This is a genomic window from Janthinobacterium sp. EB271-G4-3-2 (genome assembly GCF_020858035.1).
Lineage (GTDB): Bacteria > Pseudomonadota > Gammaproteobacteria > Burkholderiales > Burkholderiaceae_D > Janthinobacterium > Janthinobacterium aestuarii.
In genome coordinates, this window is the sequence record NZ_JACYMG010000011.1 from 190,897 (window position 1) to 210,647 (window position 19,751).

Annotated in this window: 18 protein-coding genes; 6 read left to right on the forward strand and 12 right to left on the reverse strand. The window is 62.0% G+C overall.

Annotated elements, in window-relative coordinates; genetic code table 11:
- Position 1: 1 nt before the first annotated feature.
- Positions 2-2,431, reverse strand: a complete 2,430-nt coding sequence (locus IGS55_RS21795) for a penicillin-binding protein 1A (protein WP_230516998.1) — start codon at positions 2,429-2,431, stop codon at positions 2-4.
- Between the two features lie 137 nt (positions 2,432-2,568).
- On the opposite strand from IGS55_RS21795, the gene IGS55_RS21800 reads away from it, so the two are divergent.
- Complete coding sequence (locus IGS55_RS21800; protein ID WP_230516997.1) at positions 2,569-3,462, forward strand: HTH-type transcriptional regulator ArgP; 894 nt, start codon at positions 2,569-2,571, stop codon at positions 3,460-3,462.
- 14 nt (positions 3,463-3,476) lie between these two features.
- Here the strand turns inward: IGS55_RS21800 and IGS55_RS21805 are convergent, their stop codons facing one another.
- From IGS55_RS21805 to IGS55_RS21820, 4 genes are all read right to left on the reverse strand, one after another.
- Positions 3,477-4,349, reverse strand: a complete 873-nt coding sequence (locus IGS55_RS21805) for an ABC transporter permease (protein WP_230516996.1) — start codon at positions 4,347-4,349, stop codon at positions 3,477-3,479.
- The gene (locus IGS55_RS21810) at positions 4,346-5,191 is read right to left on the reverse strand and encodes an ABC transporter ATP-binding protein (RefSeq protein ID WP_230516995.1); all 846 of its coding nucleotides are present in this window, start codon (positions 5,189-5,191) and stop codon (positions 4,346-4,348) included. Before IGS55_RS21810 ends, IGS55_RS21805 begins: the two co-directional genes overlap by 4 nt.
- A gap of 1 nt (position 5,192) precedes the next feature.
- Complete coding sequence (locus IGS55_RS21815; protein ID WP_230517126.1) at positions 5,193-6,149, reverse strand: ABC transporter substrate-binding protein; 957 nt, start codon at positions 6,147-6,149, stop codon at positions 5,193-5,195.
- A 90-nt stretch (positions 6,150-6,239) separates the two neighbouring features.
- Positions 6,240-7,124, reverse strand: a complete 885-nt coding sequence (locus IGS55_RS21820) for a TauD/TfdA dioxygenase family protein (protein ID WP_230516994.1) — start codon at positions 7,122-7,124, stop codon at positions 6,240-6,242.
- Positions 7,125-7,334: 210 nt separating this feature from the next.
- Here IGS55_RS21820 and IGS55_RS21825 point away from each other — a divergent pair, with 210 nt between their 5' ends.
- Complete coding sequence (locus tag IGS55_RS21825; protein ID WP_230516993.1) at positions 7,335-7,820, forward strand: tetratricopeptide repeat protein; 486 nt, start codon at positions 7,335-7,337, stop codon at positions 7,818-7,820.
- Positions 7,821-7,838: 18 nt separating this feature from the next.
- Here the strand turns inward: IGS55_RS21825 and can are convergent, their stop codons facing one another.
- The 7 genes from can to IGS55_RS21860 form a co-directional block, all read right to left on the reverse strand.
- Positions 7,839-8,510 carry a carbonate dehydratase gene (gene can, locus IGS55_RS21830; RefSeq protein WP_034788731.1) on the reverse strand — a complete coding sequence of 224 codons (672 nt, stop codon included), beginning with the start codon at positions 8,508-8,510 and terminating at the stop codon, positions 7,839-7,841.
- Positions 8,511-8,646: 136 nt separating this feature from the next.
- Positions 8,647-9,780 (reverse strand): molecular chaperone DnaJ, encoded by a 1,134-nt coding sequence (gene dnaJ / locus IGS55_RS21835; RefSeq protein ID WP_034745985.1) that lies wholly within the window; start codon positions 9,778-9,780, stop codon positions 8,647-8,649.
- A 161-nt stretch (positions 9,781-9,941) separates the two neighbouring features.
- Complete coding sequence (dnaK, locus tag IGS55_RS21840; RefSeq protein ID WP_034745982.1) at positions 9,942-11,885, reverse strand: molecular chaperone DnaK; 1,944 nt, start codon at positions 11,883-11,885, stop codon at positions 9,942-9,944.
- 91 nt (positions 11,886-11,976) lie between these two features.
- The gene (gene grpE, locus IGS55_RS21845; RefSeq protein ID WP_034745977.1) at positions 11,977-12,513 is read right to left on the reverse strand and encodes a nucleotide exchange factor GrpE; all 537 of its coding nucleotides are present in this window, start codon (positions 12,511-12,513) and stop codon (positions 11,977-11,979) included.
- A 345-nt stretch (positions 12,514-12,858) separates the two neighbouring features.
- On the reverse strand, positions 12,859-13,968 hold the full coding sequence (gene hemH, locus IGS55_RS21850; protein WP_230516992.1) for a ferrochelatase: 1,110 nt from the start codon (positions 13,966-13,968) through the stop codon (positions 12,859-12,861).
- A gap of 151 nt (positions 13,969-14,119) precedes the next feature.
- A complete protein-coding gene (gene recN, locus IGS55_RS21855) occupies positions 14,120-15,787 on the reverse strand; it encodes a DNA repair protein RecN (protein ID WP_230516991.1) in 1,668 nt (555 codons plus the stop codon).
- Positions 15,788-15,834: 47 nt separating this feature from the next.
- Positions 15,835-16,806 carry an NAD kinase gene (locus tag IGS55_RS21860; protein ID WP_230516990.1) on the reverse strand — a complete coding sequence of 324 codons (972 nt, stop codon included), beginning with the start codon at positions 16,804-16,806 and terminating at the stop codon, positions 15,835-15,837.
- A 257-nt stretch (positions 16,807-17,063) separates the two neighbouring features.
- On the opposite strand from IGS55_RS21860, the gene IGS55_RS21865 reads away from it, so the two are divergent.
- From IGS55_RS21865 to gloA, 4 genes are all read left to right on the forward strand, one after another.
- On the forward strand, positions 17,064-17,330 hold the full coding sequence (locus IGS55_RS21865; protein ID WP_230516989.1) for a hypothetical protein: 267 nt from the start codon (positions 17,064-17,066) through the stop codon (positions 17,328-17,330).
- Between the two features lie 51 nt (positions 17,331-17,381).
- Positions 17,382-18,692, forward strand: a complete 1,311-nt coding sequence (locus tag IGS55_RS21870) for a PQQ-dependent sugar dehydrogenase (protein WP_230516988.1) — start codon at positions 17,382-17,384, stop codon at positions 18,690-18,692.
- A 115-nt stretch (positions 18,693-18,807) separates the two neighbouring features.
- On the forward strand, positions 18,808-19,230 hold the full coding sequence (locus IGS55_RS21875; RefSeq protein ID WP_035828320.1) for an OsmC family protein: 423 nt from the start codon (positions 18,808-18,810) through the stop codon (positions 19,228-19,230).
- 111 nt (positions 19,231-19,341) lie between these two features.
- Positions 19,342-19,749 carry a lactoylglutathione lyase gene (gene gloA, locus IGS55_RS21880; protein WP_071653386.1) on the forward strand — a complete coding sequence of 136 codons (408 nt, stop codon included), beginning with the start codon at positions 19,342-19,344 and terminating at the stop codon, positions 19,747-19,749.
- The last annotated feature ends 2 nt before the right edge of the window (positions 19,750-19,751 follow it).

Sequence of the window (19,751 nt, forward strand, 5' to 3'; positions counted from 1 at the left end):
CTTACTCTTCCGAAAATGATTTGAGAATTTGTTCGCGTTCGCGCGCTTCGCTCAGGGTGCGCGCTTCGTTCGTGCCCGTGCTCGAGCCGCCATCGCCGGCGTCACCGTGCGCCATGCGCGTATCGGCAGCGCCGCTGCCGCAGCCGACGCTGCTGTGGATAAAGGCAAAGTTATCCTTCAGGCAGTCGCCGGCCAGGTATTCGGCATACACATAGTCGCCATCGAGCAGGGCCAGGCCTGCTGGTTCGGCCAGCACCTGTTCGCGGCGGCCCTGCACGGCCACCTGCATGTAGTCGCGCCAGACGGGCAGCGCCAAAGTCCCCCCCGTGGCGTTGCCCAGGCTTTTTGGCTGGTCGTAGCCGAGCCAGACGACGGAGACGAGGCCGGACGAGTAGCCGGCGAACCAGGCGTCGTAGGCGTTGTTCGACGTGCCCGTCTTGCCGGCCGCGTCGCCGCGTCCGAGCGCCAGCGCGCCGCGTCCCGTGCCGCTCTTGACGACGTCGCGCAGCATGCTGTCCATGACGTAGGCGTTGCGCGTGGAGATGACTTGCGTGCCAGGTGCCGGCTCGCCCTTGGCGCGTGGCGCCGCATCGCTGAACAGCACTTCGCCGCTGCGGCTGCGCACTTCCTTGATCAGTTTTGGCGGCATCTGCATGCCGCCGTTGGCAAATACGGCATACGATTGCGCCAGCTGCAGCGGCGTGACGGCGCCCGCGCCCAGCGCCAGCGGCAGGGACACGGGATTGCGCGCGCCCTCGAAGCCGAAGCGCGTGGCGTAGTGCTGCACATAGCCGGGGCCGGCCGCCTGCATCAGGCTCACGGCCACCAGGTTTTTCGAACGCACGAGGCCGCGCCGCACGCTGATGAAGCCTTCATAGTTGTTGCCGTAATTGCGCGGACGCCAGGGCCGTGCGCCCGTTTCCCGCGGCAGCAGCAGGCGCTGCGTGTCATCGACGGCCGTGCCGGGAAAATATCCCTTTTCCAGCGCCGCCGAATACACGAAGGGCTTGAAGCTGGAGCCGGGCTGGCGGTAGGCCTGCATGGCGTGGTTGTAGTGGTTGCGGTAAAAATCGAAGCCGCCCGCCATGGCGACGATTTCACCGCTGTGCGCCTCGACGGAAATGAGCGCGCCTTCCATCTCGGGCAGCTGGCTCACGAGCCAGCCCTTCTTGGCCGCATCGTGCACCACGCGGATCACGCTGCCCTCGGCGATGGCGCGCTTGCCATCCCACTGCAGCTTGCCGCCCAGGCGCGCTTCCGATGCCGTCAGCACGATCTCGTCGCCATTGCGCAGCTGCGCGGTCACCTGGCGCTTGCCGGCGGTATCGACCTTGCGCACGAGGGCGGCGCGCAGTTCTCCGCTGTCTGGATAGGGAGCCAGCTGGCGCGCCACGCTGTCTTCGGAAGCTGCCAGGCGCGCTTCCGGGCCGCGATAGCCGCGCCGCGCCTGCGCATTCAACAGCCCATCGCGCAGCGACTTGTCGGCCGCCCGCTGCGGCGCCATGCGGATAGTGGTCGTCACGTCCAGGCCCATGCTGTAGGCGCCTTCGGGATAGCTTTGCAGGATCAGCTGGCGCGCTTCCTCGACCGCATATGCTGCAGCATGCACGGAACTGTTGCGGTCCTTGTTCAGGGCCAGTTTTTCCGCCACGGCCGCGTCGTATTCCGCTGGCGTGATGTAGCCGAGTTCGCGCATGCGCTGCAGGATGTAATGCTGGCGCACGGTGGCGCGCTGGGGATTGGCGACGGGGTTGTAGGCCGACGGCGCCTTCGGCAAGCCGGCCAGCATGGCCGCTTCGGCGATGCTGACGTCGGCCAGCGGCTTGTCGAAATAAATGTTCGAGGCGGCGGAAAAGCCGTAGGAGCGCTCGCCCAGGTAGATCTGGTTCATATACAGCTCCAGCAGCTTGTCCTTGCCGTAGTGCTGTTCCAGCTTGTAGGCGAGCAGCATCTCCGTCAGCTTGCGCTGCACGGTCTTTTCGCGCGACAGGAAGAAGTCGCGCGCCACCTGCATGGTGATGGTGCTGGCGCCCTGCGCGTGGTGGCCCGTGACGAGGTTAGCCAAGGTGGCGCGCGTCAAGCCATAAAAATCCACGGCGCCATGCTCGTAGAAACGCGCATCCTCGATGGCCAGCAAGGCCTGGCGCATGCGCAGCGGGATTTCTTTGAGGGGCAGGAATTCGCGGCGCTCTTCGCCGTATTCGGCCAGCAGCTCGCCTTCGCTGGAGAAGATACGCAGCGGCAGCGCGGGCTTGTACTGGGCCAGGTGCTCGACGGCCGGCAAATCCTGCCACGCCTGGCGCAGCCACCAGCCGCCCGCCAGCGCGGCGGCCATGCCCAGGCCCAGGGTCAATCCCAGGCCGAATTTCAGATTGCGCGCCAGCTTCGACTGGGGCTTGCGGGTGCTGCTGTCGTTCGCTTGTGCTTCCATGGTGGTATTCCTTGCTGCCAGGAGGCCGCACGCTGGCGCGCGGCACTCCATCAAAGAGGTATTGTGCACTGCAACACATCCATCCTTATGAAAAGTAAGTATTATTTAGTATTGATAAATTTTTCTTATGTAAGGCAGTGGTCATGGATCTCAATCCCAAACATACGGAAGCATTCCGCGCCGTCGTCGAAACGGGCAGCTTCGAGCAGGCGGCGCTGCGGCTGCACCTGACCTCCCCCGCCATTTCCCAGAGGGTGCGGGCACTGGAAAGCCAGTTGGGCAATGCCCTGATCGTGCGCAGCCGCCCCGCGCGCGCCACGCGCATGGGCCAGCGGCTGATGCAGTATCTGAAACGCGCCAAGCTGCTGGAAGCGGATTTGCAGGCGGAACTGGCGGTGCAGCAGGACGCCCCGCTGACCCTGGTGCTGGCGCTGAACGCCGATTCGATGGGCACCTGGTTCTTCCCCGCCCTGTCCGAGGTGCTGATACGCGAGCGCGTGCTGCTGGACCTGACCGTGGAAGACCAGGATCACACGTACACCTTGCTGGAGACAGGCATGGCGATCGGCTGCATCAGCACGGAGCCGAAACCCATGCGCGGCTGCACGGCCGAGCCGCTGGGCGTGATGCGCTACTGGCTGGTGGCCACACAAGCGTTCCGCCAGCAGTGGTTCGCGCACGGCCTGACGCGCAAGGCGGCGCGCACGGCGCCCGTCGTCGCCTACACGCGCAAGGACACATTGCAATCGTCGTTCCTGCAGGAAGCGCTGGGGCTGCCCGAAGGGGCCTACCCCTGCCATTACGTACCGGGTGCCACCTCGCACTTCAACGCCATCCGCTATGGCCTCGGTTACGGCATGGTGCCCGAACTGCTGCTGAAAGCGAACACGGATGGCGAACTGGTGGAAATGCTCACGCCCAAGACGCCGGCCGACGTGGCCCTGTACTGGCATACGTGGAAGGTGCAGTCGCCGCGCATGGAGCAGCTGTCGCGGCAAATCATCGCGGCGGCGCGCAAGATCCTGAAATAAATATGGTGAGATAACTACCGTTGCATGCCCCAGCGTTTCAAAGTGACGCGCTCCAGGCTGCGAAAGCCGATGTTTTCCACCAGCAAGCCGATGACGATGACGGCCGCCAGGCCCGCGAACACCTTGTCCGTGTACAGCTCGTTGCGGTTCTGGAAGATGTACCAGCCCAGGCCGCCCTGCCCCGACGTCGTGCCGAACACCAGCTCGGCCGCGATCAGGGTGCGCCAGGCGAATGCCCAGCCTATCTTCAAGCCCGAGACGATGGAGGGCAAGGCGCCCGGCACGAGGATGTGCAGCACCAGGCGCAAGCCGTTCAAGCCGTAGTTGCGGCCCGCCATGCGCAGGGTCTCGGGCACGCCCTGGAAGCCCGCATAGGTGTTCAAGGCCAGCGGCCACATCACGGAATGGACGATGACGAAGATCAGGCTGGCGCGCCCCAGGCCGAACCACAACAAGGCCAGCGGCAACAGGGCAATCGCCGGCAAGGGATTGAGCATGGCCGTCAGGGTTTCCAGCAGGTCGCGCCCGATACGGCTGGACACGGCCAGCAAGGTCAACACGAAGGCGGCCAGCACACCCACCGCATAGCCTTGCAGCAAGACGACGAGGGAAGCAGCCGTGCGCGTGAGCAATTCACCGCTGGCGATGCCGCCAACAAACGCCTGCGCCGTCTGCAAAAAGCCGGGCAGCAATAAATCGTTCTGCGTCCAGCGCGCCGCGCCTTCCCACAGCAGGGCCAGGAAGATTAGAATCAAGACCTTGCGCCACAGCGCGTGCTGGCTCCAGCGCTGCCAGTGCGACAATGGCCGCTCGACGGTGACGCCGGCCGGCGGCGGCGCCGCATACACGAACTCCTGGCGGATCGGCGGCTCCAGCAGCGCGCTCATACGGCCTCCCGCTGCGCGGTAACTGCTTGCGGGACAGGAGTGACTTCCTCATCGAACAGCAAGCCGTGGATGCGGCTGCTGGCGGCCTGGAATTCCGCGCTGCCCGCGCTGTGCAAGCCGAACTGGTGACTGTTCAATTCGGCACGCACCCGGCCCGGATGGGGCGACAGCAGCAGGATGCGGTTGCCCACGACCAGCGCTTCCTCGATCGAATGCGTGACGAACACAAGCGTAAAGCGCAACTCTTCCCACAGGCGGCTCAGCTCTTCCTGCATCTTGCGCCGTGTCAAGGCGTCGAGGGCGGCAAACGGCTCGTCCATCAGCAGCACTTCCGGCTGCATGGCCAAGGCGCGGGCAATGGCGACCCGCTGCTTCATGCCGCCCGACAAGGTATGCGGATGGGCATCCTCGAAGCCGGCCAGGCCCACCTTGGCGATCCAGTGATGGGCGCGCTCGCGGGCCGCCTGCTTATCCAGGCGCTTGCTGGCCAGCAAGGGGAACATGACGTTTTCCAGCACGGTTTTCCACGGCGGCAACTGGTCGAATTCCTGGAACACGACGACACGATCCGGCCCCGGTTTATGAATGGGCTGGCCCTGCATGGCGATGCTGCCCGCGCGCGGCGCGATGAAGCCGGCCACGGCTTTCAGCAGTGACGACTTGCCGCAGCCCGATGGTCCCAGCAGCACGAAACGGTCGCCGCGGAACACGTCGAAACTGACGTCATGCGTGGCGCGCACGGTGCGCTGCTCGGTACGGTATTCCAGGCTGACATGTTTGACGCTGAGCAATGGCTGCAGCGCAACGGGAGGACGTACCAGGTGAAAAGCGGGTGCGTTCATGTCAGCCTCCTTGCGTGATGGCGGGATCGTCAAAGAAATAATCGCGCCAGCTGTCGGGCAAGTTGCGGATCGCGCTCACGCGGTGCAGGAATTGCGCCAAGCCATAGGTGTTTTGCGGCGCGATCTTGAATTGCACTTGCGGGTTGGCAAAGATTTTCAGCAGCAAATTGCGGTCCACCTTGCTTTTATTCACCTTGATGTAGATGTCGGCCGCGCCTTGCGGATTGCTGCTCGCATACTGCGCCGCTTCCGCCAGCGCGGCGATGAAGGCGCGGTAGGTTTTCGGATTGTCCTTGCGGTATTTTTCCGTCGCATACAGCAAGGTCGACGAGCTGGGCCCGCCCTGTACATCGTACGAGTTCAGGATGATGTGGGCGTTCGGGTTTTGCGCCAGTTCCTGTTCCTGGAATGGCGAATTGCCGAAGTGGCCGCTGAGCTCCGTGCCGCCGGCGATGATGGCGGCGGCCGCGTCCGGGTGCGGCAAGGTTTGCGTGATCTTGTCGAGGCGGGCAAATTCCTTGTCGCCCCACTGTTTCGCCACGGCCATTTGCAAGATGCGCGCTTGCACGGAAACGGAGACGGCAGGCAAGGCGATGCGGTCCTTGTCCGTCAAGTCCACCAGGGTTTTTACTTTGGGATTATTGCTGACCAAATAGTAGGGGAAGTTGCCCAGGGACGCCACGCCGCGCACGTTCTGCCGGCCTTTCGTGCGGTCCCATATGGTCAAGAGCGGCCCCAGCCCAGCGCCTGCGATATCGATATTGCCGGACAACAAAGCATCGTTGATGGCCGGGCCGCCGGACAAGGTAATCCACTCGACTTTCACATCGACGCCCTGCTGCCTGCCATGTTTTTCAATCAGTTTCTGTTCCTGCGCAATATTGAGCAGCAAGAAGGTGATGCCATGCTGGCCCGCGATGCGGATCTGCCCTTCGGCCCGGGCCATGGGCATGGCCATGCACAGCACGGCAATGGCGGCGAGCAGATGGCGGGTAAAAGTCAAGATCGGCAACATGGACACTCCTTGGGTCAGGCTTACAGGGAAAAATCAGTAGGGTGCATCGCCTTCGATGGTGGTGCGGTAGAGCTTGCGGCGCTGGTCGGGTGGGCATCCCGTCGCCAGATGCATCAGGGAGCGGTTGTCCCAGAACACCAGGTCGTGCGGCTGCCAGCGGTGCACATATAAATGCTCGGGGCGCACGCTGTGCACGAACAATTCGTCGAGCAGGGCGCGGCTTTCGTCCTCGGGCAAGCCGACGATGCGCGTGGTGAAATGCTCGTTGACAAACAGGGCGCGGCGTCCCGTTTCCGGATGCACGCGCACGACGGGATGGGTAACGGGTTTGACTTCATCGATCTGCGCCTGCGTCAGCGCGGGCCGCCATGGGTTGCGGCGGCGCAATTCCTCGTACTGGCTCAGGTAGCTGTGTTCGGCGCGGGCGCCGCGCGCGGCGTGGCGCAGCGCGGCCGGCAAGCTTTCCCAGGCCAGGTGCATATTCGCAAAGACGGTATCGCCGCCCTCGTCCGGCAACTCTTGCGCGTGCAGCATGGAGCCGAGGCTGGGCACTTCCTTGTACGACAAATCCGAATGCCAGAAATGACCGGCATCGCCGAGGCCGATGGGCTGGCCGTTTTCGACGATATTCGAGATGATCAGCACTTCCGCTTGCGTGGGCAGCTGGAACTGGCGCAGCACGTGGATTTGCAGCGGGCCGAAGCGGCGGCTGAAATCGACTTGCTGCTGCGGCGTGATGCGCTGGTCGCGAAACACCAGCACGTGATGGTCGAGATGGGCGTGGTGCAGGCGCTGGAAGTCGCCAAACGACAGCGGCTGCGCCAGATCCAGCCCCAGCACTTGCGCGCCGAGCGGCGCATCGAAAGTCTCGATACGGAAGTGGCTGGTGGATTGCACGGGTTTCAGGACGGCCGACATGGGAGTTCGCCAAGAGTCTGGGGAAGTCCACTGTATGCCGGCCAGCCTTGCTTGCAAACGAAGCATTTACTATATGAATATGCGCGGCGCGTTGCGCCACGCTGCAACAGGCACTGTCACGCAATGGCGCAGCAGCAGGGACTTTGCCCGGGAATGGGCTGAGCATGCAACTTGCTTACCCACCAATCTTTACAATAGACCAGGAAAGCCATGCCCACTTACGCCCTGCTGCTCGCCTTGCTGTTCCCTGCTTTCGTCCACGCGCAGGATAGCGAGGGTGAAAGCGATCTCAGCTACAAAGCCCATGTGCACAGCGACAAGCGCATCAAGTGTTTGTACGGCTATGCGGCCGACAAGACGGGCGACCATGCGGCCGCCGTCGCCATCTTTGAAGACTGCATCCGGCGCTGGAACGATGTGTATTCGATGATTTGGCTGGCCCAGCTGTATGAAACGGGTATCGGCGTGACCAAGGACTTGCAACAGGCGACGGCGCTGATGCGGCGCGGTGCGCATACGAATGATGACGCCGCCTATGCGCGGCTGGCGCGCTACCACTATGGCGTGGCGCTGGCCGAAGGCCGGGGCACGCCGCAAGACATTCCCCAGGCCAGAACCTGGCTGCGCCAGGCGGCGCAGGAAGGTGTGCGGGAGGCGGCCGATTATCTGGACCGCCTGGAAGGCGCCACGCCCTAGGCATGGCGTCAGCGCCGATTACGCGATTGCTTCGTAGCGAGCCAGGCGCGTCGCCATGCGCGGCGCCAGTTCGTGGCCAGCCGTGACGGTCACTTCCAGGTCGTTCAGCAAGCCATCCTTCAAGCCATAGACCCAGCCGTGCACGCTGAGTTCCTGGCCCCGCTCCCACGCATCTTGCACGACGGTGGTCTGGCACACGTTCAAGACTTGCTCGACCACGTTCAGTTCGCACAGACGGTCGCCGCGCTGGCGGCTCGTCAGCACGTCGCCCAGGTAGCGCTCGTGCTTCTGGCCCACGTCCTGCACGTGGCGCAGCCAGTTGTCGACCAGGCCGATGCGCGTGCCCGTCATGGCAGCATGCACGCCCTTGCAGCCGTAATGGCCGACGATGATGATATGTTTGACTTTCAGCACGTCCACGGCAAATTGCAGGACGGACAGGCAATTGAGATCGGAATGCACGACCACATTGGCAATATTACGGTGCACAAACACGTCGCCAGGCGCCATGCCCAGCAATTCGTTAGCTGGCACGCGGCTGTCGGAGCAGCCGATCCACAGGTATTCGGGCGACGTTTGCGCTTCCAGGTTCTTGAAGAAGTTCGGGTCCTTCGCCACCATCGAGTCGGCCCAGCGGCGGTTACGCTGCAGCAGTTCCGCCAGGGCCGGGCCATTTTTCTGTTCGGTCATATCGCTCCCATTGTGTACGTACGACTGAATTGGCGGCAGATCGCGCCCATAGGCCGGCGATGCGCGCACATTGTTCAGTCGTGATGAAAAAAACGCCGGGATGTTGAAGCATCCCGGCGCATGGTGTTACGTGTGCTTATTCAAAAAAATCCTTGACCTTGTCTTTCCAGGTCTTGCTTTGCGGACTGTGCTTGGCACCGCCCTCGGTCGTCGACTTTTCAAAGTCGCGCAGCAGGTCTTTCTGTTTTTCCGTCAGTTTCACCGGTGTTTCGATGGCCACGTGGCAGAACAGGTCGCCCGCGTAACCGGAGCGCACACCCTTGATGCCCTTGCCTTTCAGGCGGAAGGTCTTGCCCGACTGGGTGCCTTCCGGGATCGTGAACGACACTTTGCCGTTCAGGGTAGGCACTTCGATTTCGCCGCCCAAAGCTGCCTTGGTGAACGAGATCGGCATTTCGCAATGCAGGTCGTCGCCTTCGCGCTGGAATACGGCGTGCGGCTTGATGTGGATTTCCACATACAGGTCGCCCGACGGACCGCCATTCGTGCCCGGTTCGCCGTTGCCGGACGAACGGATACGCATGCCGTTGTCGATACCGACTGGAATTTTCACTTCCAGCGTCTTGTTGCGCTTGATGCGACCGGCGCCGCCGCATGGCGTGCACGGGTCGGTGATGACCTTGCCGCTGCCATGGCATTTCGGGCAGGTTTGCTGGATGCTGAAGAAGCCTTGCTGCATGCGCACCTGGCCATGGCCACCGCAGGTACCGCAGGTGGTGGGCGACGTGCCCGGCTTGGCGCCGCTGCCATGGCAAGTGTCGCACTTGTCCCAGCTCGGCACACGGATGGTCGTGTCGAAGCCGTGAGCAGCTTGCTCCAGTGTAATTTCCAGGTTGTAGCGCAAGTCGGCGCCACGGTACACCTGTGGCCCCGCATTGCGGCTGCGTCCACCGCCACCGCCAAAGATGTCGCCGAAGATATCGCCGAAGCTGTCGGCAAAGCCGCCAGCACCGCCGCCGAAGCCGCCACCGCCGCCCATGTTCGGGTCCACGCCAGCGTGACCATAACGGTCATACGCATCGCGCTTTTCCGGATTGGTCAGCATCTCGTAGGCTTCTTTGACTTCCTTAAACTTTTCTTCCGATTCCTTGCTATCCGGATTGCGGTCCGGATGGTATTTCATCGCCAGTTTACGGTAAGACTTTTTGATCTCTTCTTCCGAAGCATTTTTTGCGACACCGAGTGTCTCGTAAAAATCACGCTTTGCCATGTTGTCGGCACCTTGCAGTCTATCTACTGATGTAAAAATTACACGAAAAAGCCGAGTCGAGTGCTGCACTGGGCAGCGACTCGGCTCGGCCGGTCTTCGCGGCTAATCCCGCGATGTAGCGTTCAGCCCGGCTGCCCCCAGTTCATGGGAGCGCAAGACAATTACTTGCTGTCTTTGACTTCTTTGAAGTCAGCGTCGACAACGTCGTCCTGCTTGGCGCCTGCGTCCGATGCGCCAGCAGCTTGCTGTGCACCTTCCGCGCCGCCGGCAGCTTGCTGCGCTTGCATGTCGGCATACATTTTTTCGCCCAGTTTCTGCGATGCGCTCGACAGTGCTTCCACCTTGGCGTCGATCTCAGCCTTGTCGCCCGCCTTGATGCTTGCTTCCAGGTCGGTGATCGCCGCTTCGATCTTCTCTTTCTCGCCCGCATCGAGCTTGTCGCCGTATTCGGTCAAGGATTTCCGGGTCGAGTGTACCAGAGCATCGGCCTGATTGCGCGACTCGGCCAATTCTTTGACCTTTTTGTCTTCTTCCGCGTTCAGCTCGGCATCCTTGACCATCTTCTGGATTTCAGCCTCGGTCAAGCCGGAATTGGCCTTGATCGTGATCTTGTTTTCCTTGCCGGTGGCCTTGTCTTTCGCGCCGACATGCAAGATGCCGTTGGCGTCGATGTCGAAGGTCACTTCGATCTGTGGCGTGCCGCGCGATGCTGGCGGGATGCCTTCCAGATTGAATTCGCCCAGGCCCTTGTTGCCGGCGGCGATTTCGCGCTCACCCTGGAAGACCTTGATGGTCACCGCAGGCTGGTTGTCGTCGGCCGTCGAGAACACTTGGCTGAACTTGGTCGGAATCGTCGTGTTTTTGTGGATCATCTTGGTCATCACGCCGCCCAAGGTTTCGATACCCAGGGACAGAGGAGTAACGTCCAGCAACAGCAAGTCCTTGCGTTCGCCCGACAGGACCGAACCTTGAATCGCTGCGCCCACGGCGACGGCTTCGTCCGGGTTCACGTCCTTGCGTGGATCCTTGCCGAAGAATTCCTTCACTTTTTCCTGCACCTTCGGCATACGGGTCATACCGCCGACCAGGATGATGTCATCGATGTCCGACACTTTCACGCCTGCATCTTTGATAGCGATGCGGCATGGTTCCATCGTGGCCGTGATCAGTTCTTCCACCAGCGATTCCAGCTTGGCGCGGGTCATCTTCAGGTTCAAGTGGACCGGCGCGCCGTTCGCCATGGCGATGTACGGCTCGTTGATTTCGGTTTGCTGCGACGACGACAATTCGATCTTCGCGCGCTCGGCCGAAGCCTTGATGCGCTGCAGGGCGATCGGATCTTTTTTCAGGTCGATGCCGTTGATCTTCTTGAACTCGTCGATGATGTAATCGATGACGCGCTGATCGAAGTCTTCGCCGCCCAGGAAGGTGTCGCCGTTGGTCGACAGCACTTCAAATTGTTTCTCGCCATCAACATCCGCGATTTCGATGATCGACACGTCGAACGTACCGCCACCCAAGTCGTACACGGCGATTTTACGGTCGCCTTTTTCGGTCTTGTCCAGGCCGAACGCCAGCGCTGCCGCGGTTGGCTCGTTGATGATGCGCTTGACGTCCAGGCCAGCGATACGGCCGGCATCCTTGGTGGCTTGACGCTGCGAGTCGTTGAAGTACGCAGGCACGGTGATGACGGCTTCGGTGACTTCTTCACCGAGGTAGTCTTCTGCCGTTTTTTTCATCTTGCGCAGGACTTCAGCCGAAATTTGCGGCGGAGCCAGTTTTTTGTCGCGCACGCCGATCCATGCATCGCCGTTGTCGGCTTTCATGATCTGGTATGGCATCAGCGCGATGTCTTTTTGGACTTCTTTTTCGTCGAACTTGCGACCGATCAGACGCTTGACTGCGTACAGCGTGTTTTTCGGATTGGTCACGGCCTGGCGTTTCGCTGGCGCGCCGACGAGAATTTCGCCATCTTCTTGGTAAGCAATAATCGACGGCGTCGTGCGTGCGCCTTCAGCGTTTTCGATTACCTTTGGTTGACCGTTTTCCATGATGGAAACGCAGGAATTCGTGGTTCCCAGATCGATACCGATAATTCTACCCATGATTTATTTCCTTTTATTTGCTAGATTTCAGATGGTTCTTATATGTGGCAAAGCGGCATGGTTTCAAGGCTTGCTTGATGCCGCCCTCTGATTATTTTGCTTGCGCGGTCGTTACAATGGCTGGACGCAGCAGGCGGTCCGCAATCATATAGCCCTTTTGCAGGACTGACACGATGGTATTGGCTTCCTGGTCCGCCGGCACCACGGCAACAGCCTGGTGTTTCATCGGATCGAGCTTCTCGCCCTGCACTGGCAATACTTCCACCAGGCGGTTGCGCTCGAACGCGGCGTTCAATTGCTTCAAGGTCATCTCGACGCCTTCTTTCAGCGATTCGATGGTCGGTGCTTCCACCGTCAGCGCCGTTTCCAGACTGTCTTTCACCGGCACCATGGCTTCGGCAAAGCTCTCGACTGCGAATTTATGCGCTTTTGCAACATCTTCCTGCGCGCGGCGACGGATATTTTCGCCATCGGCCTTGGCGCGCATGAAGGCATCGTGCATCTCTGCAAGACGCGCTTCGGTACTCGCCAGCTGCTCTTCCAAAGTAGGCTCTGCGGGAGTCGATGGGGCAGTCGCCGCGGCGTCCGCTTGCGGATTAGGTACAGCTTGGTTTTCCTGATCTTGCATCTGAAAAGCTCCTACAATCAATGACTTAAATGAGTTAGTCTAACTATCTTTACAACACTAACGGGCAGATGGGGCTATATCCTATTGTTTCAAGGGGTATGCGTGGCAAAACCAGAATTACATCGGTCCATGTTACAGCGTATTACAAATACGCTCCCCATTCCGGGCATCCATCCGTGCGCGCATCCCTTGATTTTCCAGGCTTCCCACGGCAAAGCGGGCATTCTACCAGCCCCGCCACGACCATCGCCACTGGCGGTGTTGCTATTTGGAAAGCCGCTTGGCCGCGCCAGACATGACAAAGCCGCGCAAGCGCGGCTTCAAGATGGCAAAAACTCGGCAATGTCAGTTCGCCGCGCCCAAGGCCAGCGCCGCCGTGCGTGCCTGCTCGCCCGCTTTCTTGTCCGCCTCGCGCTGCGCCGCCGTCTTCATCGTCGGCCAGCCAATCATGTGCTGTTCCGCAATTTCCGCCATGCCCGCGATCCAGGCCGGCGTTTCGTTCAGGCAAGCGATGTAATGAAACTGCTGGCCGCCGGCCGTCTCGAAATCATGCTTCGCTTCCATGGCGATCTCTTCCAGGGTTTCCAGGCAATCGCTGGTAAAACCCGGGCACAGCAAGTCGACGCGCTTGACGCCCTGCTGCGCCAGCGCCACCAGGGTGGGCGCCGTGTACGGCTGCAGCCATTCGGCCTTGCCGAAGCGCGACTGGAAGGTCACCACATATTGCTCTTTAGTTAATTTCAACTTTTCCGCCAGCAGGCGCGCCGTTTTCAGGCATTGGCAGTGGTAGGGGTCGCCCAGCAGCAAGGTGCGCTTGGGCACGCCATGAAAACTCATCACCAGTTTTTCCGGACGGCCATGCGCTTCCCAATGATTCAGCACCGAATCGCGCAAGGCGTCGATATACGTGTCGTGCTCGTGATATTGCTTGATAAAACGCAATTCCGGCACATTGCGCACGCTGGCGTAATGGGCAAACACGGCGTCGTAGATGGATCCCGTCGTCGTGCCCGAGTATTGGGGATAGGCCGGCAGGATGGCGATGCGCTCGCAGCCTTCGCTTTTCAGCTTGGCCAGCACTTCCGGCAAGGAAGGCGAACCGTAGCGCATGGCCATGGCCACCGTCACGCCGTCATGACCGCGCTCGGCCAGGGCGCCGGCCAGCAACTTGGCTTGCTTTTGCGTATGCACTTTCAAAGGCGAACCTTCACGCGTCCAGATCGACGCGTATTTCTTCGCCGACTGGCCGGAGCGGAATGGCAAGATGATCAGGTTCAGGATGAACCACCAGACGATGCGGGGAATCTCCACCACGCGCGGGTCCGACAAAAATTGCTTCAGGTAACGCCGCACGGCCGACGAGGTCGGCGCATCGGGCGTGCCCAGGTTGACCAGCACCACGGCGCTGCGGTCGATGCTGCCATGCGTGTACGGCGGTTCTGTTTGAAATGACATGAAGGCTCTTCGAAGGCGTTGGATGGATTAGTCGACCATTATAGTTACATTGCGTCAACATCGGGAAAGATGGATGTCGATGCAATTCACCCATAGCAAAAGCTGGGGTCAGACCCGACGGGTCTGACCCCGGTCTGCCCCCAGCCATGAATCAAATCGCGAGCAATTCACGCGCATGCTTGCGCGTGGTGGCCGTGATTTCCAGGCCGCCCAGCATGCGCGCCACTTCTTCCACCCTGGCCTTGGCGTCGAGCATGTCGATGCGCGAGGCCGTCTTGCCATTGTCCAGGGTGCTTTTCGCCACCTGGAAATGCTGATTCGCCTGGCTGGCCACCTGCGGCAAATGGGTCACGCACAGCACTTGCCGTCCCTGCCCCAGGCGTTTCAATAGACGCCCGACGACTTCGGCGACGGCGCCGCCGATGCCGCTGTCGACCTCATCGAAGATCAGGGTGGGCGTGGTGGTGGCGTGCGAGGTGATGACGGAAATGGCCAGCGCGATGCGCGCCAGTTCACCGCCGGACGCCACTTTCGCCAGCGAACGGGGCGCCGTGCCCGCGTGGCCGGCGACGAGGAACTCGACTTGCTCGAGACCATGCGCGGCCGGTACGCACGGGTGCAGGGCGATTTCAAAGCTGCCGCCCGTCATGCTCAGTTCCTGCATGGCGCGCGTGACGGCTTGCCCCAGTTCCAGGGCGGCCGCACGGCGCGTGGCGGACAGGCGCTCGGCGACGGCGCGGTACTCGGCCTCGATCTTCGCTTCCTGGCGCAGCAAGCCTTCGATATCGGAAGCGTCGGCCAGGTGCTGCAGCTTTTCCGACAGCTTCGCGTGTTCCTCTGGTAACTCTTCGGGCGTGACGCGGAATTTGCGCGCCGTGCTGTGCATGGCTTCCATGCGCGCGTCGAGCTGGTGCAGGCGCTCCGGGTCCAGTTCCACCCGGTCCAGGTAATTGTTCAGCGCGTACACGGATTCCTGCAACTGGATGCGCGACGATTCGATCAGGTCGACAATCGGTTGCAATTCCGCATCGACGGACACGAGCTTGCCCAGCTTCTGGTTCAGGGCCGACAGTTGCGACACGATCGGGTGGTCTTCCGACTCGGAAATGAGGGACAAGGCTTCCTGGGCCCCTTCCAGCAGGCTGGCCGCGTGCGACAGACGGCTGTGCTCGTTCGTGATCTCCGTCCACTCGCCGGGCTTGGCGGCCAGTTTTTCCAGCTCTCCCACTTGCCATTCCAGGCGTTCACGCTCGTACAGCACGTTGGCCGCATTCGTTTCGAATTCCTCGCGCTGGCGCACGAGGGCGCGCCAGCGCTTGTGCAGGGCGGCCACTTGCCGCGCATCCTGTTCCGCGCCCGCTTCGCGCGCCGTCGCCTGGCCGTCGAGCAAGGCGCGCTGCGCTTCGCTTTTCAGCAAGGACTGATGCGCGTGCTGGCCGTGGATGTCGACCAGCATGTCACCGAGCTCGCGCAACTGCGCGGCCGTGGCGGGAATGCCGTTGATGTACGCTTTCGAGCGGCCCACATTGTCGATCACGCGGCGCAGCAGGGCGCCGCCATCGTCGTTGGCGAATTCATGCGCCACCAGCCAGGCTTGCGCCACGTCGCTGACGGAGAAATCGGCCGAGATGTCGGCCTTGGCCGCGCCTTCGCGCACCACGCTGGCGTCGCCTCGCCCGCCCAGCGCCAGGGTCAGCGCATCGATGAGGATGGACTTGCCGGCGCCCGTCTCGCCCGTCAGCACGCTGAAGCCGGCGGAAAATTCCAGTTCAATGGTATCGACAATGACAAAATCGCGAATGGACAGTGTATGGAGCATGGCTTCTGTGGTTGAGCGGCGCACCGCGGGTTGAGGTGGAGAAAAAGTTAGCTGAGCTTGCCCTCGCCCGACGGATACTCATTCCAGTGCAATTTTTCACGCAGGGTGTTGTAGTAGCTCCACCCTTCCGGATGCAGGAAGGTAATCGTGTGCGGCGAACGGCGGATGAGGATGCGGTCTTGCTGCACCAGGCTGGCAACGGTCTGCATGTCGAAATTGACGCTGATATCGCGCCCGCGCACGATTTCCACGACGATCTGGCTCGAGTCGGGCAAGACGATGGGGCGGTTCGACAGCGCATGCGGGGCGATCGGCACGAGCACGATGCCGCCCAGGGTCGGGTGCAGCAGCGGGCCGCCGGCCGACAGCGAGTACGCGGTAGAGCCCGTGGGCGTGGAAATGATCAAGCCATCGGAACGCTGGTTGTACATGAAGTGGCCATCGACCTCGACGCGCAATTCGGCCATGCCGGCGCCGGCGCCGCGCGAGACGACGACATCGTTGACGGCCATGCCCACGTGGATCGACTCGCCGTCGCGCAGCACGCTGCCTTCAAGCAAGGTGCGGCGCTCGGCCTTGAAGCGGCCGCCAAGAATTTGCGCCAGCACGGGCAGCATGCGCTCGAGCGGGATGTCGGTCATGAAACCCAATCGTCCTTGATTGATGCCGATCAACGGTACGTCAAATGGCGCCAGCTGTCGCGCAATGCCCAGCATGGTGCCGTCGCCGCCCATGACGATGGCGCAATCGGCGGCGGCGCCGATCTCGGCCGGCGACATGGCGTGCACGCCGGGAAACGCCAGGTTCAGATGCGCGGCCGTCTCCGCCTCGAAGACCACCGTATGGCCCAGCACTTGCAGGAAATCGACGATGCTTTTTACGGGTTCGGCAATGCCATCCGTATTCTGGCGCACGACCAGGGCGATGGTCTTGGCGCCCAGGTTGAAGCGTTCGCCCGGGGCTGGCAAGGTCGCGGCTGGCTGTTCGGCGCGCTGTTCGGCGTGTGTATCGACGGGCATAAGAGTCTCGGTAGTGAATTCGGTGGCAAGCCGCCCCAGGCTGTCGCGTCGCACGCCGGCATCGCATGATTACTGTATATATCCACAGTATAGTGCGGCTGCCGTGTGCCCGCAAGGGGCGTTCTTGGTGTTGCACGCAGTGTAGCGCAGAAAAAGAATCGTCCATGCGTGCGCCAGCGCTCCCTGCATGGACAAATCCGCTTGCAGGCGGCCTGCCGCGGCGGGACACTGGTTTCACTTTACTGTCAGGAGGCCATATGCTTACCCAACCAAGTGAACGCAAGATCAATACCGATGAAAAGGTCAAGAATGACGGCGTCGACCGTCTGCCGCACGAGCGAGATGAGTCGCCCGATGCGCAAAACGCGCGTCCGCGCAAGATCATGCAACAGGCGGCCAGCGACCTGGAACAGGGCCTGGTCGACACGGACCGCCGCGCCCAGCCCGGCGTGGAAAAGGTCAAGCCCACCGAGCCGAAACAGGCCCGTCCCGACCCGCAACTGGAACCAAAGAAGGCGCGCTGACTCCAACCCTCACGCACCGCTACTCGCACTGCCCATGTTATGGAGTACGCCATGCACCGTTACGTCTGTTCATTCCTGCTGGCCGCTGCCTGCGGCGTCACTACCGCCCACGCCCAGGCGCCCGCCATGCCCATCGGCTTCGGCCCGCAGCCCGTGCTGCCCGCGCCGGACAAGCAGCTGATTCCCACCGTCAACGTGGCACCCGTGCGGCGCTGGACGGCGGCACAGCGCCCCGTGGTCGCGCCCGGCCTGGCCATCCATGCGTATGCGCGCGACCTCGACCATCCGCGCTGGCTGTACGTGCTGCCGAATGGCGACGTGCTGGTGGCGGAAACGAACGCCCCGCCGAAGCCCGAGGATAACAAAGGTATCAAGGGCGCCATCATGCAGATGCAGATGAAAAAGGCGGGCGCCGCCACGCCCAGCGCCAACCGCATCACCTTGCTGCGCGGCGTCGATGCAAACGGCGTGGCGCAGACGCGCAGCGTGTTCCTGCAAGGATTGAATTCGCCATTTGGCATGGCACTGGTCGGTAACGAGCTGTATGTCGCCAATGCCGACGCCTTGATGCGTTTTCCTTACAAGGAAGGCCAGACGGCCATCACGGCGCCTGGCGTCAAGGTGGCGGATTTGCCGGGCGGGCCCCTCAATCACCACTGGACCAAGAACGTCATCGCCAGTGCCGACGGCAAATTTCTTTATGTTTCCGTCGGGTCCAACAGCAACGTGGGCGAGAACGGCCTGTCGGCCGAAGACGGCCGCGCCGCCATCTGGCAAGTGACGCGCGCGACGGGCAAGGCACGCGTGTATGCGACGGGTTTGCGCAACCCCGTCGGCCTGGCCTGGCAGCCGCATAGCGGGGCACTGTGGACGGCCGTCAATGAACGCGACGAGCTGGGCAACGACCTGGTGCCCGACTACATGACGTCCGTCAAGGACGGCGCCTTCTATGGCTGGCCCTACAGTTATTTCGGCCAGCACGTCGATGCGCGGGTCAAGCCGCCACGTCCCGAATTGGTGGCCACCGCCATCGCGCCCGACTACGCGCTGGGCGCACACACGGCCTCGATGGGGCTGGCGTTTTATGACGGCACCTTGCTGCCCGAACGCTACCGGGGCGGCGCCTTCATCGGCCAGCACGGCTCGTGGAACCGCAAGCCTTTCAGCGGCTATAAAGTCATTTATGTGCCCTTCGCCAACGGCGTGCCCAGCGGGCCGCCGCAGGACGTCGTCAGCGGCTTCCTCGACAGCAATGGCAAGGCACAGGGGCGTCCCGTCGGCGTGGCCGTCGACAAGGCGGGCGCGCTGCTGGTGGCGGACGACGTGGGCAATGTCATCTGGCGCGTGACGCCGGCGCCGTGAACGGCGATGCGCCGCACATGCTGCCCCCCGCATGCGCCCCCTGTGTGGCGCAACGAACGGAAGGGCAAGGGTGGCGCGCGCATGATGGGCGCTCGAACCACGCAAGGAGTACATCATGAAAAAAACAGGATCAGCCGTCTGGAGTGGCGGCCTTAAAGATGGCAAAGGGTTTATTTCCACCCAAAGCGGCGCGCTCGACAATGTTGCCTATGGCTTCAATACGCGCTTTGAAGACGGTCCCGGCAGCAATCCGGAAGAACTGATCGGCGCGGCCCATGCCGCCTGCTTTACCATGGCCCTGTCCGGCCAGCTGGGCGAAGCGGGCCTGCGCGCCACGGCCCTGAAAACCACGGCCGACGTCAGCCTGGAAAAAATCGATGGCAGCTATGCCATCACGGCCGTGCACCTGACCCTGGTGGCGACCATTCCCGGCGCCACCGACGAAGCGTTCCAGGACGCGGCCCTGCGCGCCAAGCTCGGTTGCCCGGTGTCCAAATTGCTGGCCACGGAAATCACCTTGGACGCCCATCTGGAGTAAGCACGCCACCGTCCGCCGCCCCGGTACCAGCGGGCGGCATGGGCGGCCTCGGCAAGAAAGCCGTAAAACGCATAAAATCCTGCCATTCCCCTACACCCTCAAGGATTTACGATGCGTATTTTGCACACCATGTTACGGGTCGGCGACCTGCAGCGCTCCATCGATTTTTACACCAAGGTCCTGGGCATGACGCTGCTGCGCACCAGCGACAATCCGGAATACCAGTACACCCTGGCCTTCGTCGGCTATGGATCGAATCCCGACCATGCGGAACTGGAACTGACGTATAACTATGGCACCACCAGCTACGAGCTGGGTACGGCGTATGGCCACATCGCCATCTCGGCCGACGACATCGTCGCCGCCTGCGACGCGGCACGCGCGAATGGCGGCAACGTCACGCGTGAACCGGGCCCCGTGAAAGGCGGCAACACGGTCATCGCCTTTATCACCGACCCGGACGGCTACAAGATCGAATTGATCGAACGCAAGTTCGACGGCCAGGGCGGCGGCCTGTAATA

What these genes read in the sequence shown, in the direction of transcription:
- IGS55_RS21875 (WP_035828320.1), top strand. Translation starts at nt 18,808, where the DNA reads ATGAAAAAAACAGGATCAGCCGTCTGGAGTGGCGGCCTTAAAGATGGC.
- gloA (WP_071653386.1), top strand. Translation starts at nt 19,342, where the DNA reads ATGCGTATTTTGCACACCATGTTACGGGTCGGCGACCTGCAGCGCTCC.
- IGS55_RS21815 (WP_230517126.1), bottom strand. Translation starts at nt 6,149, where the DNA reads ATGGCCATGCCCATGGCCCGGGCCGAAGGGCAGATCCGCATCGCGGGC.
- dnaK (WP_034745982.1), bottom strand. Translation starts at nt 11,885, where the DNA reads ATGGGTAGAATTATCGGTATCGATCTGGGAACCACGAATTCCTGCGTT.
- dnaJ (WP_034745985.1), bottom strand. Translation starts at nt 9,780, where the DNA reads ATGGCAAAGCGTGATTTTTACGAGACACTCGGTGTCGCAAAAAATGCT.
- grpE (WP_034745977.1), bottom strand. Translation starts at nt 12,513, where the DNA reads ATGCAAGATCAGGAAAACCAAGCTGTACCTAATCCGCAAGCGGACGCC.
- recN (WP_230516991.1), bottom strand. Translation starts at nt 15,787, where the DNA reads ATGCTCCATACACTGTCCATTCGCGATTTTGTCATTGTCGATACCATT.
- IGS55_RS21825 (WP_230516993.1), top strand. Translation starts at nt 7,335, where the DNA reads ATGCCCACTTACGCCCTGCTGCTCGCCTTGCTGTTCCCTGCTTTCGTC.
- IGS55_RS21795 (WP_230516998.1), bottom strand. Translation starts at nt 2,431, where the DNA reads ATGGAAGCACAAGCGAACGACAGCAGCACCCGCAAGCCCCAGTCGAAG.
- can (WP_034788731.1), bottom strand. Translation starts at nt 8,510, where the DNA reads ATGACCGAACAGAAAAATGGCCCGGCCCTGGCGGAACTGCTGCAGCGT.
- IGS55_RS21820 (WP_230516994.1), bottom strand. Translation starts at nt 7,124, where the DNA reads ATGTCGGCCGTCCTGAAACCCGTGCAATCCACCAGCCACTTCCGTATC.
- IGS55_RS21810 (WP_230516995.1), bottom strand. Translation starts at nt 5,191, where the DNA reads ATGAACGCACCCGCTTTTCACCTGGTACGTCCTCCCGTTGCGCTGCAG.
- IGS55_RS21865 (WP_230516989.1), top strand. Translation starts at nt 17,064, where the DNA reads ATGCTTACCCAACCAAGTGAACGCAAGATCAATACCGATGAAAAGGTC.
- IGS55_RS21805 (WP_230516996.1), bottom strand. Translation starts at nt 4,349, where the DNA reads ATGAGCGCGCTGCTGGAGCCGCCGATCCGCCAGGAGTTCGTGTATGCG.
- hemH (WP_230516992.1), bottom strand. Translation starts at nt 13,968, where the DNA reads ATGTCATTTCAAACAGAACCGCCGTACACGCATGGCAGCATCGACCGC.
- IGS55_RS21860 (WP_230516990.1), bottom strand. Translation starts at nt 16,806, where the DNA reads ATGCCCGTCGATACACACGCCGAACAGCGCGCCGAACAGCCAGCCGCG.
- IGS55_RS21870 (WP_230516988.1), top strand. Translation starts at nt 17,382, where the DNA reads ATGCACCGTTACGTCTGTTCATTCCTGCTGGCCGCTGCCTGCGGCGTC.